The following is a 16,400-nucleotide window of genomic DNA, read 5'->3' as shown; positions in this document are numbered from 1 at the left end:
GCCGCGACCCACGCCGTCAGCCCGCCGCCCCCGGCCACGGCGTTGACCAGCCGCCGGTGCCGGTCCAGCGCCTGCCCGCTCGCCCCGCTGCCCGCCCGTTCGGCCGCCAGGCCCAGGATCGCGCGCTCGGAGATCGTGGCGAACGAGACGGTCACCGGCACCTCGAACAACGGCAGCCGGTGCGTGCGGCACGCGTTGACCACGTAGTCCGGCACCGGCCCGCCCACCTCGGCGGTACCGGCGCCCAGCGCCACCACACCCGCCTCGGCCAGGCCGCCGATGAACGCGTCGGCGTCGGCCTGGCCCTGCAGCCACTGCATGCTGGACAGCACCAGCTCACCGCCGTAGAGGTAGCGGCGGGGGTCGCGCAGCGTCGCGGTGAGCACCCGCGTGAACTCGCGATCCACCTGGTCCTCGCCGGCCAACAGGGTCAGCCCGAGGTCGGCGATGTCCAGCAGGGCGTGCAGCCGCACGATGTGGCCTCCCGATCGTCGGACCGCCACTGTGTCCCCGCGGCGGCGCGTCGTCACTTGGAGGAAAGCACAAAAACCGGCCCGTGGGGACCGTCACCTTTCGGCGATTCCGCCGCTGGCCGCTGCCGGACCCCGGAGTGTGTACTGCTTCACAGTTCAGCCGGAGCAGACGAGGAGGTGGCCGGTGCTCCAGCAATTCCACGCACTGCCGGCCGAGGAGGCCGAGCGTGAGCTGCGGGCCTGCTGCGCCGCGCGGGACTGGGCCGCGCAGGTCGCGGCCGGCCGCCCCTACGCCGACGTGGACGCGGTGTGCGCGGCGGCCGACGCGGCCCTGGCCGATCTGGACTGGGCGGGGATCACCGAGGCGCTGGCCGCGCGCGGCCACCTCGGCGACCGGGCCGGCGGCACCGGCCGGGAGGCGGCGTGGTCGCGCCAGGAGCAGGCGGCCGCGGCCACCGGCGACGAGGCGGTCCGGCGGGAACTCGCCGAGGCGAACGCGGAGTACGAGCGCCGCTTCGGCCGGGTGTTCCTGATCTGCGCCGCCGGGCTGCCCGCCGCGACGATCCTCGGCCGGCTGCGCGAGCGGCTGGGCCACGACGAGGAGACCGAACGGGCCGTGGTGCGCGAGGAGCTGCGCGAGATCGTGCGGCTCCGCGTGCGCCGGTGGCTGGAAGGGGAGACGCGATGAGCCTGTCCACGCACGTCCTCGACGCCGCGCGGGGCCGGCCCGCGGCGGGTGTCGCGGTCCTGCTGGAGCGGCACGACGGTCAGGGCTGGGACCTGCTGGCCGAGGCCCGCACCGACGACGACGGCCGCATCCGCGGCTGGCGCACCGGCCCCGGCACGCACCGGCTGGTGTTCGACACCGGCGGCTACCTCGGCCCGGACGCCTTCTACCCGGAGGCGGCGGTGACGTTCCGGGTCGGCGACCCGGACGAGCACTACCACGTCCCGCTCCTGCTGAGCCCCTTCGCCTTCTCCACCTACCGCGGCAGTTAGACCACAAAGGAGTGTCAGGACAACCATGGGCATCGTTCTCGGCGACAACCAGTACGGCAAGGCGGAGGTCCGGGTCGTGCGGCTCGACCGCGACGGCGAGCGGCACGCCGTCACCGACCTCAACGTCAGCACCACCCTCTCCGGCGACCTGGCCGACACCCACCTCACCGGGGCCAACGACAAGGTGCTGGCCACCGACACGCAGAAGAACACGGTGTTCGCCTTCGCCAGGGACGGGATCGGCGAGATCGAGGACTTCGGCCTGCGGCTGGCGCGGCACTTCGTCGCCACGCAGCCGAGCATCCACCGCGCCCGGGTGGCGATCGAGCGGTTCCCGTGGGCCCGCCTCGACGTCGGCGGTGTCCCGGCCGCGCACTCGTTCGCCCGGTCCGCCGAGGGCACCCGGCTGGCGGTGGTGCACCACGACGGTGAGCGGTCCTGGGTCACCGGCGGCATCCGCGACCTGACCGTGCTCAACTCCACCGACTCGGAGTTCTGGGGTTTCCCCCGCGACCGCTACACCACGCTGGCCGAGACCAAGGACCGCATCCTCGCCACCGCGGTGGCCGCGAGCTGGCGGTTCGGCCGGACCGAGGACGTCGACTGGGCGGGCGCCTACACGAGCGCGCGGGCCGCTCTGCTGACCGCCTTCGCCGACACCTACAGCTACTCCCTGCAGCAGACCCTCTACGCGATGGGCGCGCGGGTCCTGGAGCACGTGCCGGAGATCGTCGAGGTGCGGCTGTCGCTGCCGAACAAGCACCACTTCCTCAGCGACCTGTCCGCCTTCGGCCTGGACAACCCGGACGAGGTCTACTACGCCGCCGACCGCCCCTACGGGCTGATCGAGGGGACCGTCCTGCGCGACGACGCCCCCGAACCCGGACTGGCCTGGAGCTGAAGGAGCACCGCGATGGACTTCCTGCGACCGTCCTCGCTCGCCGAGGCGCTGGCCGCGAAGGCCGAACACCCCGGGGCGGTACCGATCGCCGGCGGCACCGACGTCATGGTCGAGATCAACTTCGACCACCGGCGCCCGGACGCGCTGCTCGACCTCGGCCGCGTTCCGGAGCTGGCCGAGCACGGCACCGCCGACGGCCGGATCCGGCTGGGGGCGAGCGTCTCGTACACCCGCATCATCACCGAGCTCGGTCACGTGCTGCCGGGGCTGGCGATGGCCTCGCGCACGGTGGGCTCACCGCAGATCCGCAACCGCGGCGGCGTCGGCGGCAACCTGGGCTCGGCCTCCCCGGCCGGCGACGCGCACCCGGCGCTGCTCGCCGCGGGCGGCGAGGTGGAGATCGCCTCGGTGCGCGGCACCCGGACCGTGGCGGCGGCCGACTTCTACACCGGGGTCAAGCGCAACGTCCTGGAGCCCGACGAGCTGATCACCGCCGTGCACCTGGCCCCGGCGACCGGTCCCCAGCAGTTCAGCAAGGTCGGCACCCGCAACGCGATGGTGATCGCGGTGTGCGCGTTCGGCCTCGCGCTGCACCCGGAGCAGCGGCGGGCTGGCACCGGGCTCGGCTCGGCCGCCCCGACCCCCCGCCGGGCCCCGGACGCGGAGGAGTTCCTCGCCGGCGAACTGGACTGGGAGAAGCCGAAACCACTGTCCGACGCGGTGCTGCGCCGTTTCGGGGAGCTGGTCGCCGCGGCGGCCGCCCCCATCGACGACGTCCGGGGCACCGCGAACTACCGCCGGCACGCGCTGGCGGTGCTGGCCCGCCGCACGCTCGGCTGGGCCTGGACCGACTACACGCGAGGGAGCTGGACCGCATGCGCCTGAACGTCACCGTCAACGGCGAGCACCGCCAGGCCGACGACGTCTGGGAGGGGGAGAGCCTGCTGTACGTGCTGCGTGAGCGGCTGGGCCTGCCCGGCTCGAAGAACGCCTGCGAACAGGGCGAATGCGGCTCCTGCACGGTGTACCTGGACGGGGTGCCGGCGTGCGCCTGCCTGGTCGCCGCCGGGCAGGCGGAGGGCCGCGCGGTGCGCACCGTCGAAGGGCTCGCCGAGGGCGACGCGCTCGACGAGGTACAACGGTCCTTCGTGGAGCGTGGCGCGGTGCAGTGCGGGTTCTGCACGCCGGGCCTGATCGTCGCCGCGCACGACCTGATCGAGCGCACCGGCTCGCCCGGTGACGCCGAGATCCGCGAGGCGCTGGCCGGGAACCTGTGCCGCTGCACCGGTTACGAGAAGATCCTGGACGCCGTCCGCCTCGCCGCCGAGCGCACGGCTGCCGCGAAGGAGGTCGCGCGGTGACCAAGCCGGCACCGGCCCGCTTCCCGCAGGACCTCAGCGACGCCGTCACGGGCGGCGTCGGGGACAGCCCGCTGCGCCCGGACGGCAGGCTGAAGGTCACCGGCCAGTACGCGTACTCGTCCGACCTGTGGCACGAGGACATGCTGTGGGGCGCGACGCTGCGCAGCCCGCACCCGCACGCCCGCATCCGCTCGCTCGACTACAGCGCGGCGCTGGCCCACCCGGGCGTGCACGCCGTGCTGACCCACGAGGACGTGCCGGGCGAAAACGTCTACGGCCTCAAGTACGCCGACACCCCGGTGCTGGCCGCCGACCGGGTGCGCTGCCAGGGGGAACCGGTCGCGCTGGTGGCGGCCGAGCACCCGGAGATCGCGCGCCGGGCGCTGCGGAAGATCAAGGTGGACTACGAAGTCCTGGAGCCGATCACCGATCCGGAGCGGGCCGCGCACGACGAGGACCTGCCGGCGCTGCACCCCGACGGCAACCTGGTGCGCTACCAGCGGATCGTCAAGGGCGACCCGGACGCGACCGCCGACGTGGTGGTGTCCGGCGTGTACGAGATCGGCATGCAGGACCAGGCGTTCCTCGGCCCGGAGTCCGGGCTCGCGGTGCCCGACGGCGACGGCGGGGTCGACCTGTACCTGGCGACCCAGTGGCTGCACGTCGACCAGCGGCAGACCGCGCACGCGCTGGGCCTGCCGCTGGAGAAGGTGCGCCTGACCCTGTCCGGCGTCGGCGGCGCGTTCGGCGGCCGCGAGGACCTGTCGATGCAGATCCACGCCTGCATGCTCGCGCTTCGCACCGGCCGCCCGGTGAAGATGTCCTACCACCGCGAGGAGTCGTTCTTCGGCCACGTGCACCGGCACCCGGCGAAGATGTACTACGAGCACGGCGCGACCCGCGACGGGAAGCTGGTCTACGTGCGGGCGCGGCTGTACTTCGACGGCGGACCGTACGCCTCGAAGACGCCGGTGGTCGTCGGCAACGGCACCACGCTGGGCGCCGGGCCGTACGTGGTGCCCAACGCCCGCATCGAGGGCTGGGGCGTGCGCACCAACAACCCCACCTGCGGGGCGATGCGCGGGCTCGGCGCGGTGCAGCCGACGTTCGCCTACGAGTCGCAAATGGACAAGCTCGCCACCGCGCTGGGCATGGACCCGGCGGAGCTGCGCATCCGCAACGCGATGAAAGAGGGCGACACCGGGGTCACCGGGCAGGTCGCGGACTTCCCGGTGGCGGTGGCCGAGCTGGTCCGCCGGGTGCGCGACATGCCGCTGCCGCCGGAGCGCACCGGTCCCGCGGACATCCGGGAGCTGCCCGGTGGCGCGTCCAACACCACCCACGGCGAAGGGGTGGTCCGCGGCATCGGCTACGGCGTGACCATCAAGAACGTCTCCTACGCCGAGGGTCTCGACGACTACTCCACCGCCCGCGTGCGGCTGGAGGTGGCCGGCGGGGAACCGGTGGCGCTGGTGCACACCGAGGCCGCCGAGGTCGGCCAGGGCCTGGTCACCGTGCAGCAGCAGATCGCCAGAACCGAGCTGGGCGTGCAGCGGGTGACGATCCACCCGAACGACACCTCCGTCGGCGACGCCGGGTCCAGCTCGGCGTCCCGGCAGACCTACGTCACCGGCGGCGCGGTCCGCAACGCCTGCCGCGCCGTGGCGGAGTCCGTGTGCGCGCTCGCGGCGAGCAAGTCCGGCCGTCCCGCCGAGGGGCTGACGCTGTCCGGCGGCAAGATCGTCGACGGCCGGGGCGAGGTGATCGCCGACCTGGTGGACGTCCTGGGCACCGACGCCGTCGAGGAGACCCGGGAGTTCCACCACCGGCCCACCGTCCCGCTCGACCCGGAGACCGGCCAGGGCGACGCGCACGTGCAGTGGGCGTTCTCCGCGCACCGGGCCGTCGTGGACGTGGACACCGAGCTGGGCCTGGTCAAGGTCGTGCAGCTGGACTGCGCCCAGGACGTCGGCAAGGCGATCAACCCGGACGCGGTGATCGGCCAGATCCAGGGCGGCTCGGCACAGGGCCTCGGGCTCGCCGTGATGGAGGAGATCCAGGTCTCCGGCGGCAAGGTGCGCAACCCGTCGTTCACCGACTACCTCATCCCGACCACCCTCGACATGCCCCCGATGCGCATCGAGATCGTCGAGCGGGCCGACCCGCACGCCCCCTACGGCGTGCGCGGGGTCGGGGAACCTGCTACGATCTCCGCGACCCCGGCGATCGCCAACGCGATCCGCAACGCCACGGGACTGGAACTGCCCCGGGTCCCGATCCGGCCGGAACACCTCACCGGCACCTGAGGAACACCACCACCACGACAACCCCGTGCCCGGCACGGGGGAGGGAGTGCACGCGTGACCGCGATCGTCAGTGTGGAGAAGGAATGGCTGGCCAGGGCCGTCGAGCTGGCCACCGACAACGACGCCGCCGGCGGCGGGCCGTTCGGCGCCGTGGTCGTCCGCGACGGCGAGATCGTCGCCACCGGGACCAACCAGGTCACCCCGGCGCTGGACCCGACCGCGCACGCCGAGGTCGTCGCGATCCGGGCGGCCTGCCAGGCGCTGGGCGACTTCAAGCTCACCGGCTGCGTGCTGGTGTCGTCCTGCGAACCGTGCCCGATGTGCCTGGCCTCGGCCCTGTGGGCCCGCCTGGACCGGGTGGTCTACGCCGCCGACCGGCACGACGCCGCGCGCGCCGGCTTCGACGACCGCGCGTTCTACGAGTTGTTCGACCGGCCGCGGGAGTCGTGGACCGTCCCCGTCTCCCGGCTGTCCGAAGTGGACGGATTCGTGCCGTTCGCGGCCTGGCTGGACCGGCCCGACCGCATCGAGTACTGATCCCCCCGGCCCGGGAACCCGGGACCGGGAACCGAGTACGGCTTGTCACCGGCGACGAGCGCCCCTCACCGGGCCCCTCGGCGGTGCTGACCGGAGCACCAGAAAAACCCCAATCGTCCCGCTCACCAGGCCCCGCGGCGCCCAGCCGCGGCGGCCCGGCCGAGCACACCCACCGGCAAGGGGAGGACGCCATGACCCAGGCCCCCAGCGACGACCGCGTCGCACCACCACCCACCGTACCCCGCAGGACCGCGCTCGACCGCTTCTTCGACCTCACCGGCAGGCGGACCACCGTCGGCCGCGAGGTCCGCGGCGGGATCACCACGTTCGTCGCGATGGCCTACATCGTGCTGCTCAACCCGCTCATCCTCGGCGCGTCGGCGGACATCACCGGCGCGAAGCTGAGCGCGGCCCAGGTCACCACGGCGACCGCGCTGGCCGCCGCGGTGACGACCATCCTCATGGGACTGGTCGGCAACGCCCCGCTGGCGCTGGCCGCCGGGCTGGGCATCAACGGCATCGTGGCCTTCCAGATGGCCCCGGCGATGACCTGGGCGCAGGCGTTCGGCCTGGTCGTGCTGGAGGGCGTGTGCATCGTCCTGATGGCCGTCAGCGGGGTGCGGGAACGCATCATGAACGGCATCCCGCCGGCGTTGAAGACGGCCATCACGGTCGGCATCGGCCTCTACATCGCGCTCGTCGGGTTCGTCAGCGCCGGGTTCGTCACGCGCGTCCCCGACGTCGCGGGCTCGTCCGTCCCGGTCCAGCTGGGCCTGAGCGGGCACCTCGCCGGCTGGCCCATCGCGGTGTTCTGCCTGGGCCTGCTGCTGATGGTGGTCCTGGTGTCGCGCAAGGTCCCGGGCGCGGTGCTGATCGGCATCGCGGTCACCACGGTGTTCGCGATCGTGCTGCACGACGGGTTCGGCGTGGGCGATTGGGGCCGCACCGAGCCGACGCTGCCCAGTCAGGTCCTCGCCGCGCCGGACTTCGGGCTGTTCGGGGACGTCGACCTGTTCGGCGGGTTCGTCTCCGCCGGGCCGGTCACCGCGACGGTGTTCCTGTTCACGCTCGTGCTGTCCGGGTTCTTCGACGCGATGGGCACCATCACCAGCGTCTCCGACGAGGCCGGGCTGTCCCGCGACGGCAAGGTGCCCGGCATGGGCCGGATCCTGCTGGTGGACGGGGCGGGCGCGATCGCGGGCGGAGTCACCGGGTCGTCGCCGAACACGGTGTTCCTGGAGTCCGCGGCCGGTGTCGGCGAGGGGGCCCGCACCGGGCTGGCCAGTGTGGTGACCGGGCTGTTGTTCGGGGCGACGCTGCTGTTCACCCCGCTGGCCGGGGTGGTCCCGGCGCAGGCCGCGGCACCGGCGCTGGTCGTGATCGGCGGGATGATGGTGTCGCAGATCCGGCGGGTGCCCTGGCACGACACGGATTTCACCATCCCGGTGTTCCTCACCGCCGCGGTCATCCCGTTCACGTACTCGATCACCAACGGCGTGGGCGCCGGGCTGGTGTCCTACGTCGTCATCCGCATCGGCAAGGGCCGCTGGCCCGGCTGGCTGCTCACCGGGCTGGCCCTGGTGTTCGCCGTCTACTTCGGAATCACCGGTGTCGAGAAGCTCTTCGGCTGAAGGAGACAGACATGGCGTTGATGTTCCTCAACGGCGGGGCCATGCGTGGCGAGCCGTTGCACCACCTGCTCGGCGGCGCCCCGCTGGTCGCCGCGACCACCACCGCGCCCAAGTACCGCTTCTACTCCGTCGGCGGTCAGTGCCCGGCGTTGTTCCCGGTTTCGCACGGCGGGGCGGCCATCGCGGGGGAGGTCTACGACGTGCCGATGGACGTGCTGCGCGACCGGGTGCTGCCGTCCGAACCGCACGAGCTGGAGCTCGGGGTGATCGAGCTGGCCGACGGCAGCTCGTCGCTGGCGATGCTGTTGCGCCGCCCCTACACCTCGCACGTGCAGCTGCGCGACATCACCGAGTTCGGCGACTGGCGTGCCTACCAGGAGAAAGCCGCGTGAACCACACCCTGCCCTACGACGTCAACCTGTCCATGCTGTTCACCGAGCTGCCCCTGCTGCAGCGTCCGGCCGCGGCCAAGGCCGCCGGCTTCGACGCGGTCGAGTTCTGGTGGCCCTTCGGCACCGCGGCACCCGGTGACGCCGAGGTGGACCGGTTCGTGGCGGCCGTGCGGGACGCGGGCGTGCGGCTGGTGGGCCTCAACTTCGCGGCGGGCGACCTGCCGGGCGGCGACCGGGGCCTGGTGTCCTGGCCCGCGCGGTCGGCCGAGTTCCGCGAGAACGTGCCGATCGCCGTCGGCCACGCCGAGCAGCTCGGCTGCCGCGCCCTCAACGCCCTGTACGGCAACCGCGTGCCGGGCGCCGACCCGGCGGAACAGGACGCGATCGCCGCGGAGAACCTCGCCGTGGCCGCGCACGCGGCGGCGCGGATCGGCGCGACCGTGCTGGTCGAACCGGTCAGCGGCGCGCCGCACTACCCGCTGCGGCGGGCCGCGGACGCGCTCGCCGTGATCGACCGCGTCACGCGCGAATCCGGCGCCGGCAACCTCGCGCTGCTGGCCGACCTCTACCACCTGACGGCGAACGGCGACGACCTCGGCGCCGTCATCGCCGAGCACACCGGCCGGATCGGCCACGTGCAGATCGCCGACCACCCCGGACGCCACCAGCCCGGGACCGGCGCCATCGACCTGGACGCCGCGCTCGGCAAGCTCGCCGCCGGCGGCTACACCGGCCACGTCGGCCTGGAGTACCAGCCGTCCGGCACCACCGCGGGCAGCCTGGCCTGGCTGCCCCGGGACCGCCGTGCGGCGACCTGAACCATCCCCGACACCGGAACGGAAAACCTGATCATGACCCGTGTGGGATTCGTCGGCCTGGGCATCATGGGTGCCCCCATGGCCCGCAACCTCGTCAAGGCCGGCTTCGCCGTTGCCGGCTACGACCGCAACACCGACGCGGTCGCCAGGCTCGCCGCGAACGGTGGCACCGCGGCCCGGTCGATCGCCGAGGCCGTGCGGGACGCCGAGATCGTCATCACGATGCTGCCCGCCGACCCGCACGTCGAAGACGTGGTGTTCGGATCCGGCGGGATCGCCGGGCACATCGAACCCGGGGCGCTGTTCATCGACTTCAGCACCATCAAAGCGGAGACTTCGCAACGAGTCGCGCGGCGGCTCGGCGAGCAGGGCGTGCGCGTGCTCGACGCCCCGGTGTCCGGCGGTGAGGCCGGTGCCGTCGACGGCGTGCTGTCCATCATGGTCGGCGGGGCGCAGGCGGACTTCGACGCCGCCAAGCCGGTGTTCGACGCCGTCGGCAAGGTCGCCGCGCTCGTGGGACCGTCCGGCGCGGGCCAGTTCGTCAAGGCGGCCAACCAGCTGGTCGTCGGCGGCACCTACGCGCTGGTGGCCGAGGCGATCGTGCTGATGGAAGCGTCCGGTGTGGACGCCGAGGCCGGGCTCGAGGTGCTGGCCGGCGGTCTGGCCGGCAGCCGGATCCTGGAGCTCAAGCGCAAGTCCATGCTGGCCCGCGACTTCACGCCCGGCTTCCGCATCGACCTGCACCACAAGGACATGGGCATCGTGCTGGACGCCGCCCGGCAGGCCGAGGTGGCCCTGCCCTTCGCCGGCCAGGTCGCCGCCTTCGTCCAGTCCGCCCGCGCCCAGGGCCTCGGCGACGCCGACCACTCGGCGCTGCTCGCCGTCACCGAGCGGCTGTCCGGCCGCTGACGGCACGCTCCACCAGCCACCACACCCGTCGACAGTCCGAGGAGTCTTTGCCATGCCCAGAATGCCCGCGATGGAAGCGGTCGTCGAAGTCCTCAAGTCCGAGGGCGTGGACGTCGCGTTCGGATGCCCCGGCGCGGCGATCCTGCCGCTGTACCAGGCGATGGAACGCCGGGGCGGCATCGAGCACCTCACGGTCCGGCACGAGGAGGGCGCCACGCACATGGCCGACGGCTGGTCGCGCACCAGCGGCAAGGTCGGCGTCGCGATCGGCACCTCCGGCCCGGCCGGGACCAACATGATCACCGGTCTCTACACCGCGATGGCCGACTCGATCCCGATCCTCGCCATCACCGGCCAGGCGGTGTCGGCCAACCTGCACAAGGAGGCCTTCCAGGCGGTCGACATCGTGCGGATCGCCGAACCGGTCACCAAGTGGGCGGTGCAGGTCAAGGAGGCGGCCACGGCGCCGTGGATCTTCCGCGAGGCGTTCCGGATCGCGCGGTCCGGCCGTCCCGGCCCGGTGCTCGTCGACATCCCCGTCGACGTCGCGCAGGAGATCATCACCTACGACCCGGACATCGACGCGCCGTTCCCGGTCGAGGTGGTGCGGCCGCACCTGCCGCGTGTCGAGCGGGCACTGGACCTGCTGCTGGCCGCGGAGAAACCGCTCATCCTGGCCGGCGGTGGCGTCGTCATCGCCGACGCGGCGCCGGAGCTGCGCGAGCTGGCCGAGTACCTCAACGTCCCGGTGCAGGTCACCCTCATGGGCAAGGGCGCGATCGACGAGGACCACGACCTCTACGCCGGGATGACCGGGGTGCAGACCTCGCAGCGCTACGGCAACGCCTCGATGCTGGAGTGCGACACCGTGCTGGCCGTCGGCGCCCGGTTCGGCGACCGGCACACCGGCAGGCTGGACGTCTACCGGGGCGACCGCACGTTCATCCACGTCGACATCGAGCCGACCCAGATCGGCAAGGTGTTCCCGCCCGATCTGGGCATCGTCTCCGACGCGAAGCTGTTCCTGCGGGCGCTGCTGGACGCGGCGCGGGCGCGGGGCCGCGGTGGCCGCGGCCCGGCCGCCTGGGTCGAGCGGATCGGCGAGCTGAAGGCGACGCTGCGCCGCCGGGAGGACTTCGACACCACCCCGATCAAGGCGCCCCGGGTCTACAAGGAGATCAACGAGGCGTTCGGCCCGGACACCTGGTTCGTCACCGCGATCGGGCTCTACCAGATCTGGGGCGGCCAGCACCAGAAGGCCTACCGGCCCCGGCGCTACCAGGTGTGCGGGCAGGCCGGGCCGCTGGGCTGGGAGATCCCGGCCGCGATCGGCGTGAAGAAGGCGCTGCAGCAGGTCGAGCCGGGGGCCGAGGTCGTCGGCATCGTCGGCGACTACGGCTTCCAGTACCTGGTCGAGGAACTGGCCGTGGCGGCGCAGTACGACGTGCCGTTCGTGCTCATCATGCTCAACAACGAGTACCTGGGCCTGATCCGGCAGGCGTCGATCCCCTACGACATGAACTACCAGGTCGACATCCACTACGACGAGTACGGCTCGGACAACGTCAAGATCATGGAGGCCTACGGCTGCGCCGGGCGGCGGGTGTTCGACCCGGCGGAGATCCGGGACGCGATCGACTGGGCCCGCAAGGAGGCGGTGGCGACCTCCCGCCCGGTGCTCGTGGAGATCATGATCGAGCGCGAGGCTAACACCCCGCACGGGCCCGCCATCGATGCCGTGCGCGAGTTCGAGCCCGCCCCGTGACCGGTCACGTCCTCGTCGCCCCGGACAAGTTCAAGGGCTCGCTGACCGCGGCCGAGGTCGCCGCGGCGGTCGCCGACGGCCTCGGCGGCGGAGCCCGCACGGTGCCGCTGGCCGACGGCGGCGAGGGCACGGTCGAGGCCGCGGTGTCGGCCGGGTTCCGCCGCGTGCCCGTGACGGTGCACGGCCCGCTGGGGCAGCCGGTCACCGCCGCGTTCGCGGTGCGCGACGGCACCGCCGTGGTGGAGCTGGCCGAGGCGTCCGGGCTGCAGCGGCTGCCCGGACCGCCCGCGCCGCTGACCGCGTCCAGCTTCGGCACCGGTGAACTGATCGCCGCGGCGGTGTCGGCCGGTTGCCGCCGGATCGTGCTGGGGGTCGGCGGCAGCGCGTGCACCGACGGCGGCGCGGGCCTGCTGTCCGCGCTCGGGGCGAAGCTGCTGGACCGGGACGGCGGCGAACTGGCTCCGGGCGGTGCCGCGTTGCGGGACCTGGACCGGGTCGAGCTGACCGGACTCCACCCGGCACTGGCCGGCGTCGAGTTCGAGCTGGCCGGTGACGTGGACAACCCGCTGCTCGGGCCCACCGGCGCGGCCGCGGTGTACGGGCCGCAGAAGGGCGCGAGCCCCGCCGACGTGGCCGTCCTGGAAGCCGGGCTGCGGCGGTGGGCCGAGGTCGTCGGACCGCGGTGCGCCGGCGCTCCCGGCGCGGGCGCGGCCGGGGGAGTGGGGTACGCGGCGCTGGCCCTGCTGCGCGTGCACCGCCGCCCGGGGGTGCGGGCGCTGATGGACCTGGTCGGCTTCGACGACGCCCTGCGCGGCGCCCGGCTGGTCGTCACCGGCGAGGGGTCGCTGGACGAGCAGACCCTGCACGGCAAGACACCGGCGGGGGTGGCCGGGGCCGGCCGCGCGGCCGGGATCCCCGTCGTGGCCGAGGCCGGGCGGTGCCTGCTGGACGGCGAGCAGCTCGCCGCGGCCGGTATCCGCGCCGCCTACGCCCTCACCGACCTCGAACCCGACCCCGCCCGGTGCATGACCGACGCCGGGCCGCTGCTGCGCCGGCTGGCCGGACGGCTCGCCGCGGACTGGCTGGGAAGGAGTTGCGCATGACCGGCTACGACTTCGTGGTCCGCGCCGACCGGGTGCTGACCCCCGGCGGCGAACGGCCCGCCGCGGTGGCCGTCCGGAACGGGCGGATCGCCGCCGTCACCGGCCGCACCGCGCGGCTGGACACCCACCTCGACCTGGACCTGGGTGACCTCGCCCTGCTGCCCGGGCTGGTGGACACCCACGTCCACGTCAACGAGCCCGGCCGCACCGAATGGGAGGGGTTCGCCACGGCCACCGCCGCCGCGGCCGCGGGCGGCGTGACCACGATCGTGGACATGCCGCTGAACAGCCTGCCCGCCACGGTGACGGCGGACGCGCTGGCGGTGAAGCGGCGGGCAGCCGACGGGCAGTGCCAGGTCGACGTGGGCTTCTGGGGCGGCGCGATCCCGGGCAACGTGGCCGATCTGGCGGCGCTGCACGAGGCCGGGGTGTTCGGCTTCAAGTGCTTCCTCTCGCCGTCGGGGGTCCCGGAGTTCCCGCCGCTGAGCTGGCCCGAGTTCGACGCCGCCCTGGCCGAGCTGGCACGGCTGGGCGCGCTGATGATCGTCCACGCCGAGGACGGGGCGCGGCTCGCGGCCGCGCCGGAGGCCGGACCGTCCTATCCGGAATTCCTGGCCTCGCGTCCGGACGAGGTGGAGACCGGCGCGGTGCACGGGCTGATCGAGCGGGCCACGCGCACCGGCGCCCGGGTGCACGTGCTGCACCTGTCCTCGGCGGCGGCCCTGGACCGGCTGGCCGCCGCCCGTCGCGCCGGTACGCCGATCACCGCCGAGACCTGCCCGCACTACCTGACGCTGGCGGCCGAGGCGATCCCGGCCGGGGCGACCGAGTTCAAGTGCTGCCCGCCGATCCGGGACGCGGCGAACCAGGACCGGCTCTGGCGGGGGCTGGCCGAGGGCGTGATCGACTGTGTGGTGTCCGACCACTCACCGTCCACACCGGACCTCAAACGCGGCGGCTTCGACACGGCGTGGGGCGGGATCGCCTCGCTCCAGCTGGGCCTGCCCGTGGTGTGGACCGAGGCGCGGCGGCGCGGGCACACCCTGGCCGACGTGGTGCGGTGGATGGCGTCCGCGCCCGCCGCGCTCGTCGGGCTGCACCGCAAGGGCCGCATCGCCGAGGGCGCCGACGCCGACCTGGTGGCCTTCGCCCCCGGCGAGGAGGTCATCGTGACCCCGGACGCGCTGCGCCACCGCCACCCGCTGACCCCCTACGCCGGCCTGCGCCTGACCGGGGCGGTCCACCGGGTCTGGCTCCGCGGCCGCGAGGTGGACGGCGAACCGGCCGGAACGTTGTTGACGAGGGAGCAAGCATGACCGCACCGCACGACCCGACGACCCTGCCCGATCTGGCCGCGCGCCCGCACGGCGGCACGGTGATGGCCGCCAGCGACGAGTTCTTCGCGGACAAGGAGAACCTGATCAAGCCGGAGGCGCCGACCTACCAGCCGCACACGTTCACCCCGAAGGGGCAGCAGTACGACGGGTGGGAGACCCGCCGCCGGTTCGGGCGGCGCGGCGGGCACGACTGGGTCCTCGTCCGGCTCGGCGCCCCGGGCGTGGTGCGCGCGATCGACGTGGACACCGCGTTCTTCCTCGGCAACTACCCCGAGCAGTGCCGCATCGAGGGCACCGGCGTGGAGGGCTACCCGGGCCCGGAGGAGCTGGAGCGGGCGGACTGGTTCGAGCTGGTGCCCGCCTCGCCGCTCAAGGGCGGCGAGCACAACGTGTTCGCCGTGCACGCCGAGCGGCGCGTCACCCACGTGCGGCTGCACGCGCTGCCCGACGGTGGCATCGCCCGGCTGCGGGTGCATGGTGAGGTCGTGCCGGACCCCCGCGACCTCGACGCGGTCCCGTTCGACCTGGTGAGCACGCTGCACGGCGGGAGGGTCGTGGAGTGCAGCGACAGTTTCTTCTCCCCGCCGGCCAACATGCTCCAGCCCGGCGAGTCGCGGTTCATGGCCGACGGCTGGGAGACCGGGCGCCGCCGCGACGACGGGCACGACTGGGCCGTGGTCGAGCTGGCGTGCGAGGCCACCCCGCTGGTCGCGGAGATCGCCACCACCCACTACCGGGGCAACAGCCCGGACCGCGTCTCGCTGTCCGGGTCCGCCGGCGGCGAGTGGTTCCCGCTGCTGCCGGAGACGAAGCTGCAGGCCGACACCACCCACCGGTTCCGGCTCGGCGCGCCGCGCCCGGTGACGCGGGTGCGGATCGCCATCCACCCGGACGGTGGCGTCGGCCGGTTCCGCCTCTACGGGCAGCCGACCGAGGCGGCACGGGAGGCCCTGGCGCGGCGGTGGTTCACGCTGCTGCCGGAATCGCAGGCGCTGGCCGTGCTCGCCGGGGCCGGGGTGGGTGGCGCGGAGGCCGGACGCCTGGTCGCCGACCGCGAGCACGTGCCGCTGGGCGTGCTGCTGGGGAAGGGGTGAGATGGCGGTCCGGATCGCGTGGCGCCCGGTCCGGCCGCGGAACCGCGGGGTGTGGCCCCGGCTGGTGCGGGTCTGGTGGCGCATGACGGATCGTTGACGGTCGTAGCGTTCGCGTGCTACTCATCCGGGATGGGTTACCGGCTGGACCCGATCGAGCCCGGGCGCACCGCGCTGATCGTGGTCGACATGCAGCACGATTTCCTCGCGCCCGGCGCGCCGCTGGAGTCGCCGGACGGCCGGGCCATGGTGCCGCGGCTCAACGAGACGCTGGAGCTGTGCCGGCGGGCGGGGGTGTTCGTGGTGTTCACCGCGCACGTGCACCGCGCCGACGGTTCGGACATGGGCCGCTTCGCCGACCTCTACCCGCCCATCGCCGAGCGGGCGGCGCTGATCGACGGCACGCCCGGCGCCGAGCTGTACGCGGAGGTCGAGCGTCGGCCGGACGAGCCGGTGATCCGCAAGCACCGCTACAGCGCGTTCTTCGGCACCGATCTGGAGATGATCCTGCGCGGGCGCGGGATCGACACCGTGGTGGCCACCGGCGTCACCACCGAGGACTGCGTCCACGCCACCATCCGCGACGCGATGTTCCGCGACTTCCGGCCCGCCGTGCTGTCCGACCTGTGCGCGACCTACGACCACCCGGACCTCGGCCACGGCGCGATGAAGGCCGCCGAGGTCCACGCCGCCACCCTCGTCGTGCTGGCCCAGTCCACAGCGGACGTCCTGACGAGCGAGGAGTTCCGGGCGCGGCTGTCCGGCTGATCAGGGTGC

At 73.6% G+C, this 16,400-nt stretch carries 17 protein-coding genes; 16 read left to right on the top strand and 1 reads right to left on the bottom strand.

Annotation, left to right across the window (positions count from 1 at the left end):
* Positions 1 to 473, bottom strand: a 473-nt coding sequence (locus D0D15_RS17605; RefSeq protein WP_208646178.1) for a PucR family transcriptional regulator ligand-binding domain-containing protein, incomplete at its 3' end; no start/stop codon positions are given.
* On the opposite strand from D0D15_RS17605, the gene uraD reads away from it, so the two are divergent.
* From uraD to D0D15_RS17525, 16 genes are all read left to right on the top strand, one after another.
* Complete coding sequence (gene uraD / locus D0D15_RS17600) at positions 448 to 1,161, top strand: 2-oxo-4-hydroxy-4-carboxy-5-ureidoimidazoline decarboxylase (protein ID WP_341867309.1); 714 nt, start codon at positions 448 to 450, stop codon at positions 1,159 to 1,161. The two genes, D0D15_RS17605 and uraD, sit on opposite strands and share 26 nt — an antisense overlap.
* Positions 1,158 to 1,472, top strand: a complete 315-nt coding sequence (uraH, locus tag D0D15_RS17595) for a hydroxyisourate hydrolase (protein ID WP_115944577.1) — start codon at positions 1,158 to 1,160, stop codon at positions 1,470 to 1,472. The genes uraD and uraH overlap by 4 nt, the downstream gene beginning before the upstream one ends.
* A 25-nt stretch (positions 1,473 to 1,497) precedes the next feature.
* The gene (gene pucL / locus D0D15_RS17590) at positions 1,498 to 2,373 is read left to right on the top strand and encodes a factor-independent urate hydroxylase (protein WP_094002572.1); all 876 of its coding nucleotides are present in this window, start codon (positions 1,498 to 1,500) and stop codon (positions 2,371 to 2,373) included.
* 12 nt (positions 2,374 to 2,385) lie between these two features.
* Positions 2,386 to 3,258: an FAD binding domain-containing protein gene (locus tag D0D15_RS17585; RefSeq protein WP_115944576.1), complete on the top strand. Its 873-nt coding sequence runs from the start codon at positions 2,386 to 2,388 to the stop codon at positions 3,256 to 3,258.
* Positions 3,249 to 3,734: a (2Fe-2S)-binding protein gene (locus D0D15_RS17580; protein WP_094002574.1), complete on the top strand. Its 486-nt coding sequence runs from the start codon at positions 3,249 to 3,251 to the stop codon at positions 3,732 to 3,734. The genes D0D15_RS17585 and D0D15_RS17580 overlap by 10 nt, the downstream gene beginning before the upstream one ends.
* Positions 3,731 to 6,040: a xanthine dehydrogenase subunit D gene (pucD, locus tag D0D15_RS17575; protein WP_115944575.1), complete on the top strand. Its 2,310-nt coding sequence runs from the start codon at positions 3,731 to 3,733 to the stop codon at positions 6,038 to 6,040. Before D0D15_RS17580 ends, pucD begins: the two co-directional genes overlap by 4 nt.
* A gap of 54 nt (positions 6,041 to 6,094) precedes the next feature.
* Entirely contained in the window at positions 6,095 to 6,577 is a 483-nt protein-coding gene (locus tag D0D15_RS17570; protein ID WP_115944574.1) for a nucleoside deaminase, read from the top strand.
* Between the two features lie 191 nt (positions 6,578 to 6,768).
* Entirely contained in the window at positions 6,769 to 8,208 is a 1,440-nt protein-coding gene (locus D0D15_RS17565; RefSeq protein WP_094002577.1) for an NCS2 family permease, read from the top strand.
* Between the two features lie 11 nt (positions 8,209 to 8,219).
* Positions 8,220 to 8,600, top strand: a complete 381-nt coding sequence (locus tag D0D15_RS17560) for an allophanate hydrolase-related protein (RefSeq protein WP_094002578.1) — start codon at positions 8,220 to 8,222, stop codon at positions 8,598 to 8,600.
* Positions 8,597 to 9,418 carry a hydroxypyruvate isomerase family protein gene (locus D0D15_RS17555; protein ID WP_115944573.1) on the top strand — a complete coding sequence of 274 codons (822 nt, stop codon included), beginning with the start codon at positions 8,597 to 8,599 and terminating at the stop codon, positions 9,416 to 9,418. Before D0D15_RS17560 ends, D0D15_RS17555 begins: the two co-directional genes overlap by 4 nt.
* 33 nt (positions 9,419 to 9,451) lie before the next feature.
* Entirely contained in the window at positions 9,452 to 10,327 is an 876-nt protein-coding gene (locus D0D15_RS17550) for a 2-hydroxy-3-oxopropionate reductase (RefSeq protein ID WP_094002580.1), read from the top strand.
* Between the two features lie 52 nt (positions 10,328 to 10,379).
* Positions 10,380 to 12,092: a glyoxylate carboligase gene (gene gcl / locus D0D15_RS17545; RefSeq protein WP_115944572.1), complete on the top strand. Its 1,713-nt coding sequence runs from the start codon at positions 10,380 to 10,382 to the stop codon at positions 12,090 to 12,092.
* The gene (locus tag D0D15_RS17540) at positions 12,089 to 13,195 is read left to right on the top strand and encodes a glycerate kinase (RefSeq protein ID WP_115944571.1); all 1,107 of its coding nucleotides are present in this window, start codon (positions 12,089 to 12,091) and stop codon (positions 13,193 to 13,195) included. Before gcl ends, D0D15_RS17540 begins: the two co-directional genes overlap by 4 nt.
* Entirely contained in the window at positions 13,192 to 14,511 is a 1,320-nt protein-coding gene (allB, locus tag D0D15_RS17535) for an allantoinase AllB (RefSeq protein WP_094002583.1), read from the top strand. Before D0D15_RS17540 ends, allB begins: the two co-directional genes overlap by 4 nt.
* A complete protein-coding gene (gene alc / locus D0D15_RS17530) occupies positions 14,508 to 15,626 on the top strand; it encodes an allantoicase (protein WP_094002584.1) in 1,119 nt (372 codons plus the stop codon). Before allB ends, alc begins: the two co-directional genes overlap by 4 nt.
* Positions 15,627 to 15,755: 129 nt before the next feature.
* Entirely contained in the window at positions 15,756 to 16,391 is a 636-nt protein-coding gene (locus D0D15_RS17525) for a cysteine hydrolase family protein (protein ID WP_094002585.1), read from the top strand.
* Positions 16,392 to 16,400 lie beyond the last annotated feature (9 nt).

It is taken from the genome of Amycolatopsis thermalba (genome assembly GCF_003385215.1).
In the GTDB taxonomy this organism is placed as follows: Bacteria; Actinomycetota; Actinomycetes; order Mycobacteriales; family Pseudonocardiaceae; genus Amycolatopsis_E; species Amycolatopsis_E thermalba.
This window is presented reverse-complemented; position numbering and strand designations above follow the sequence as displayed.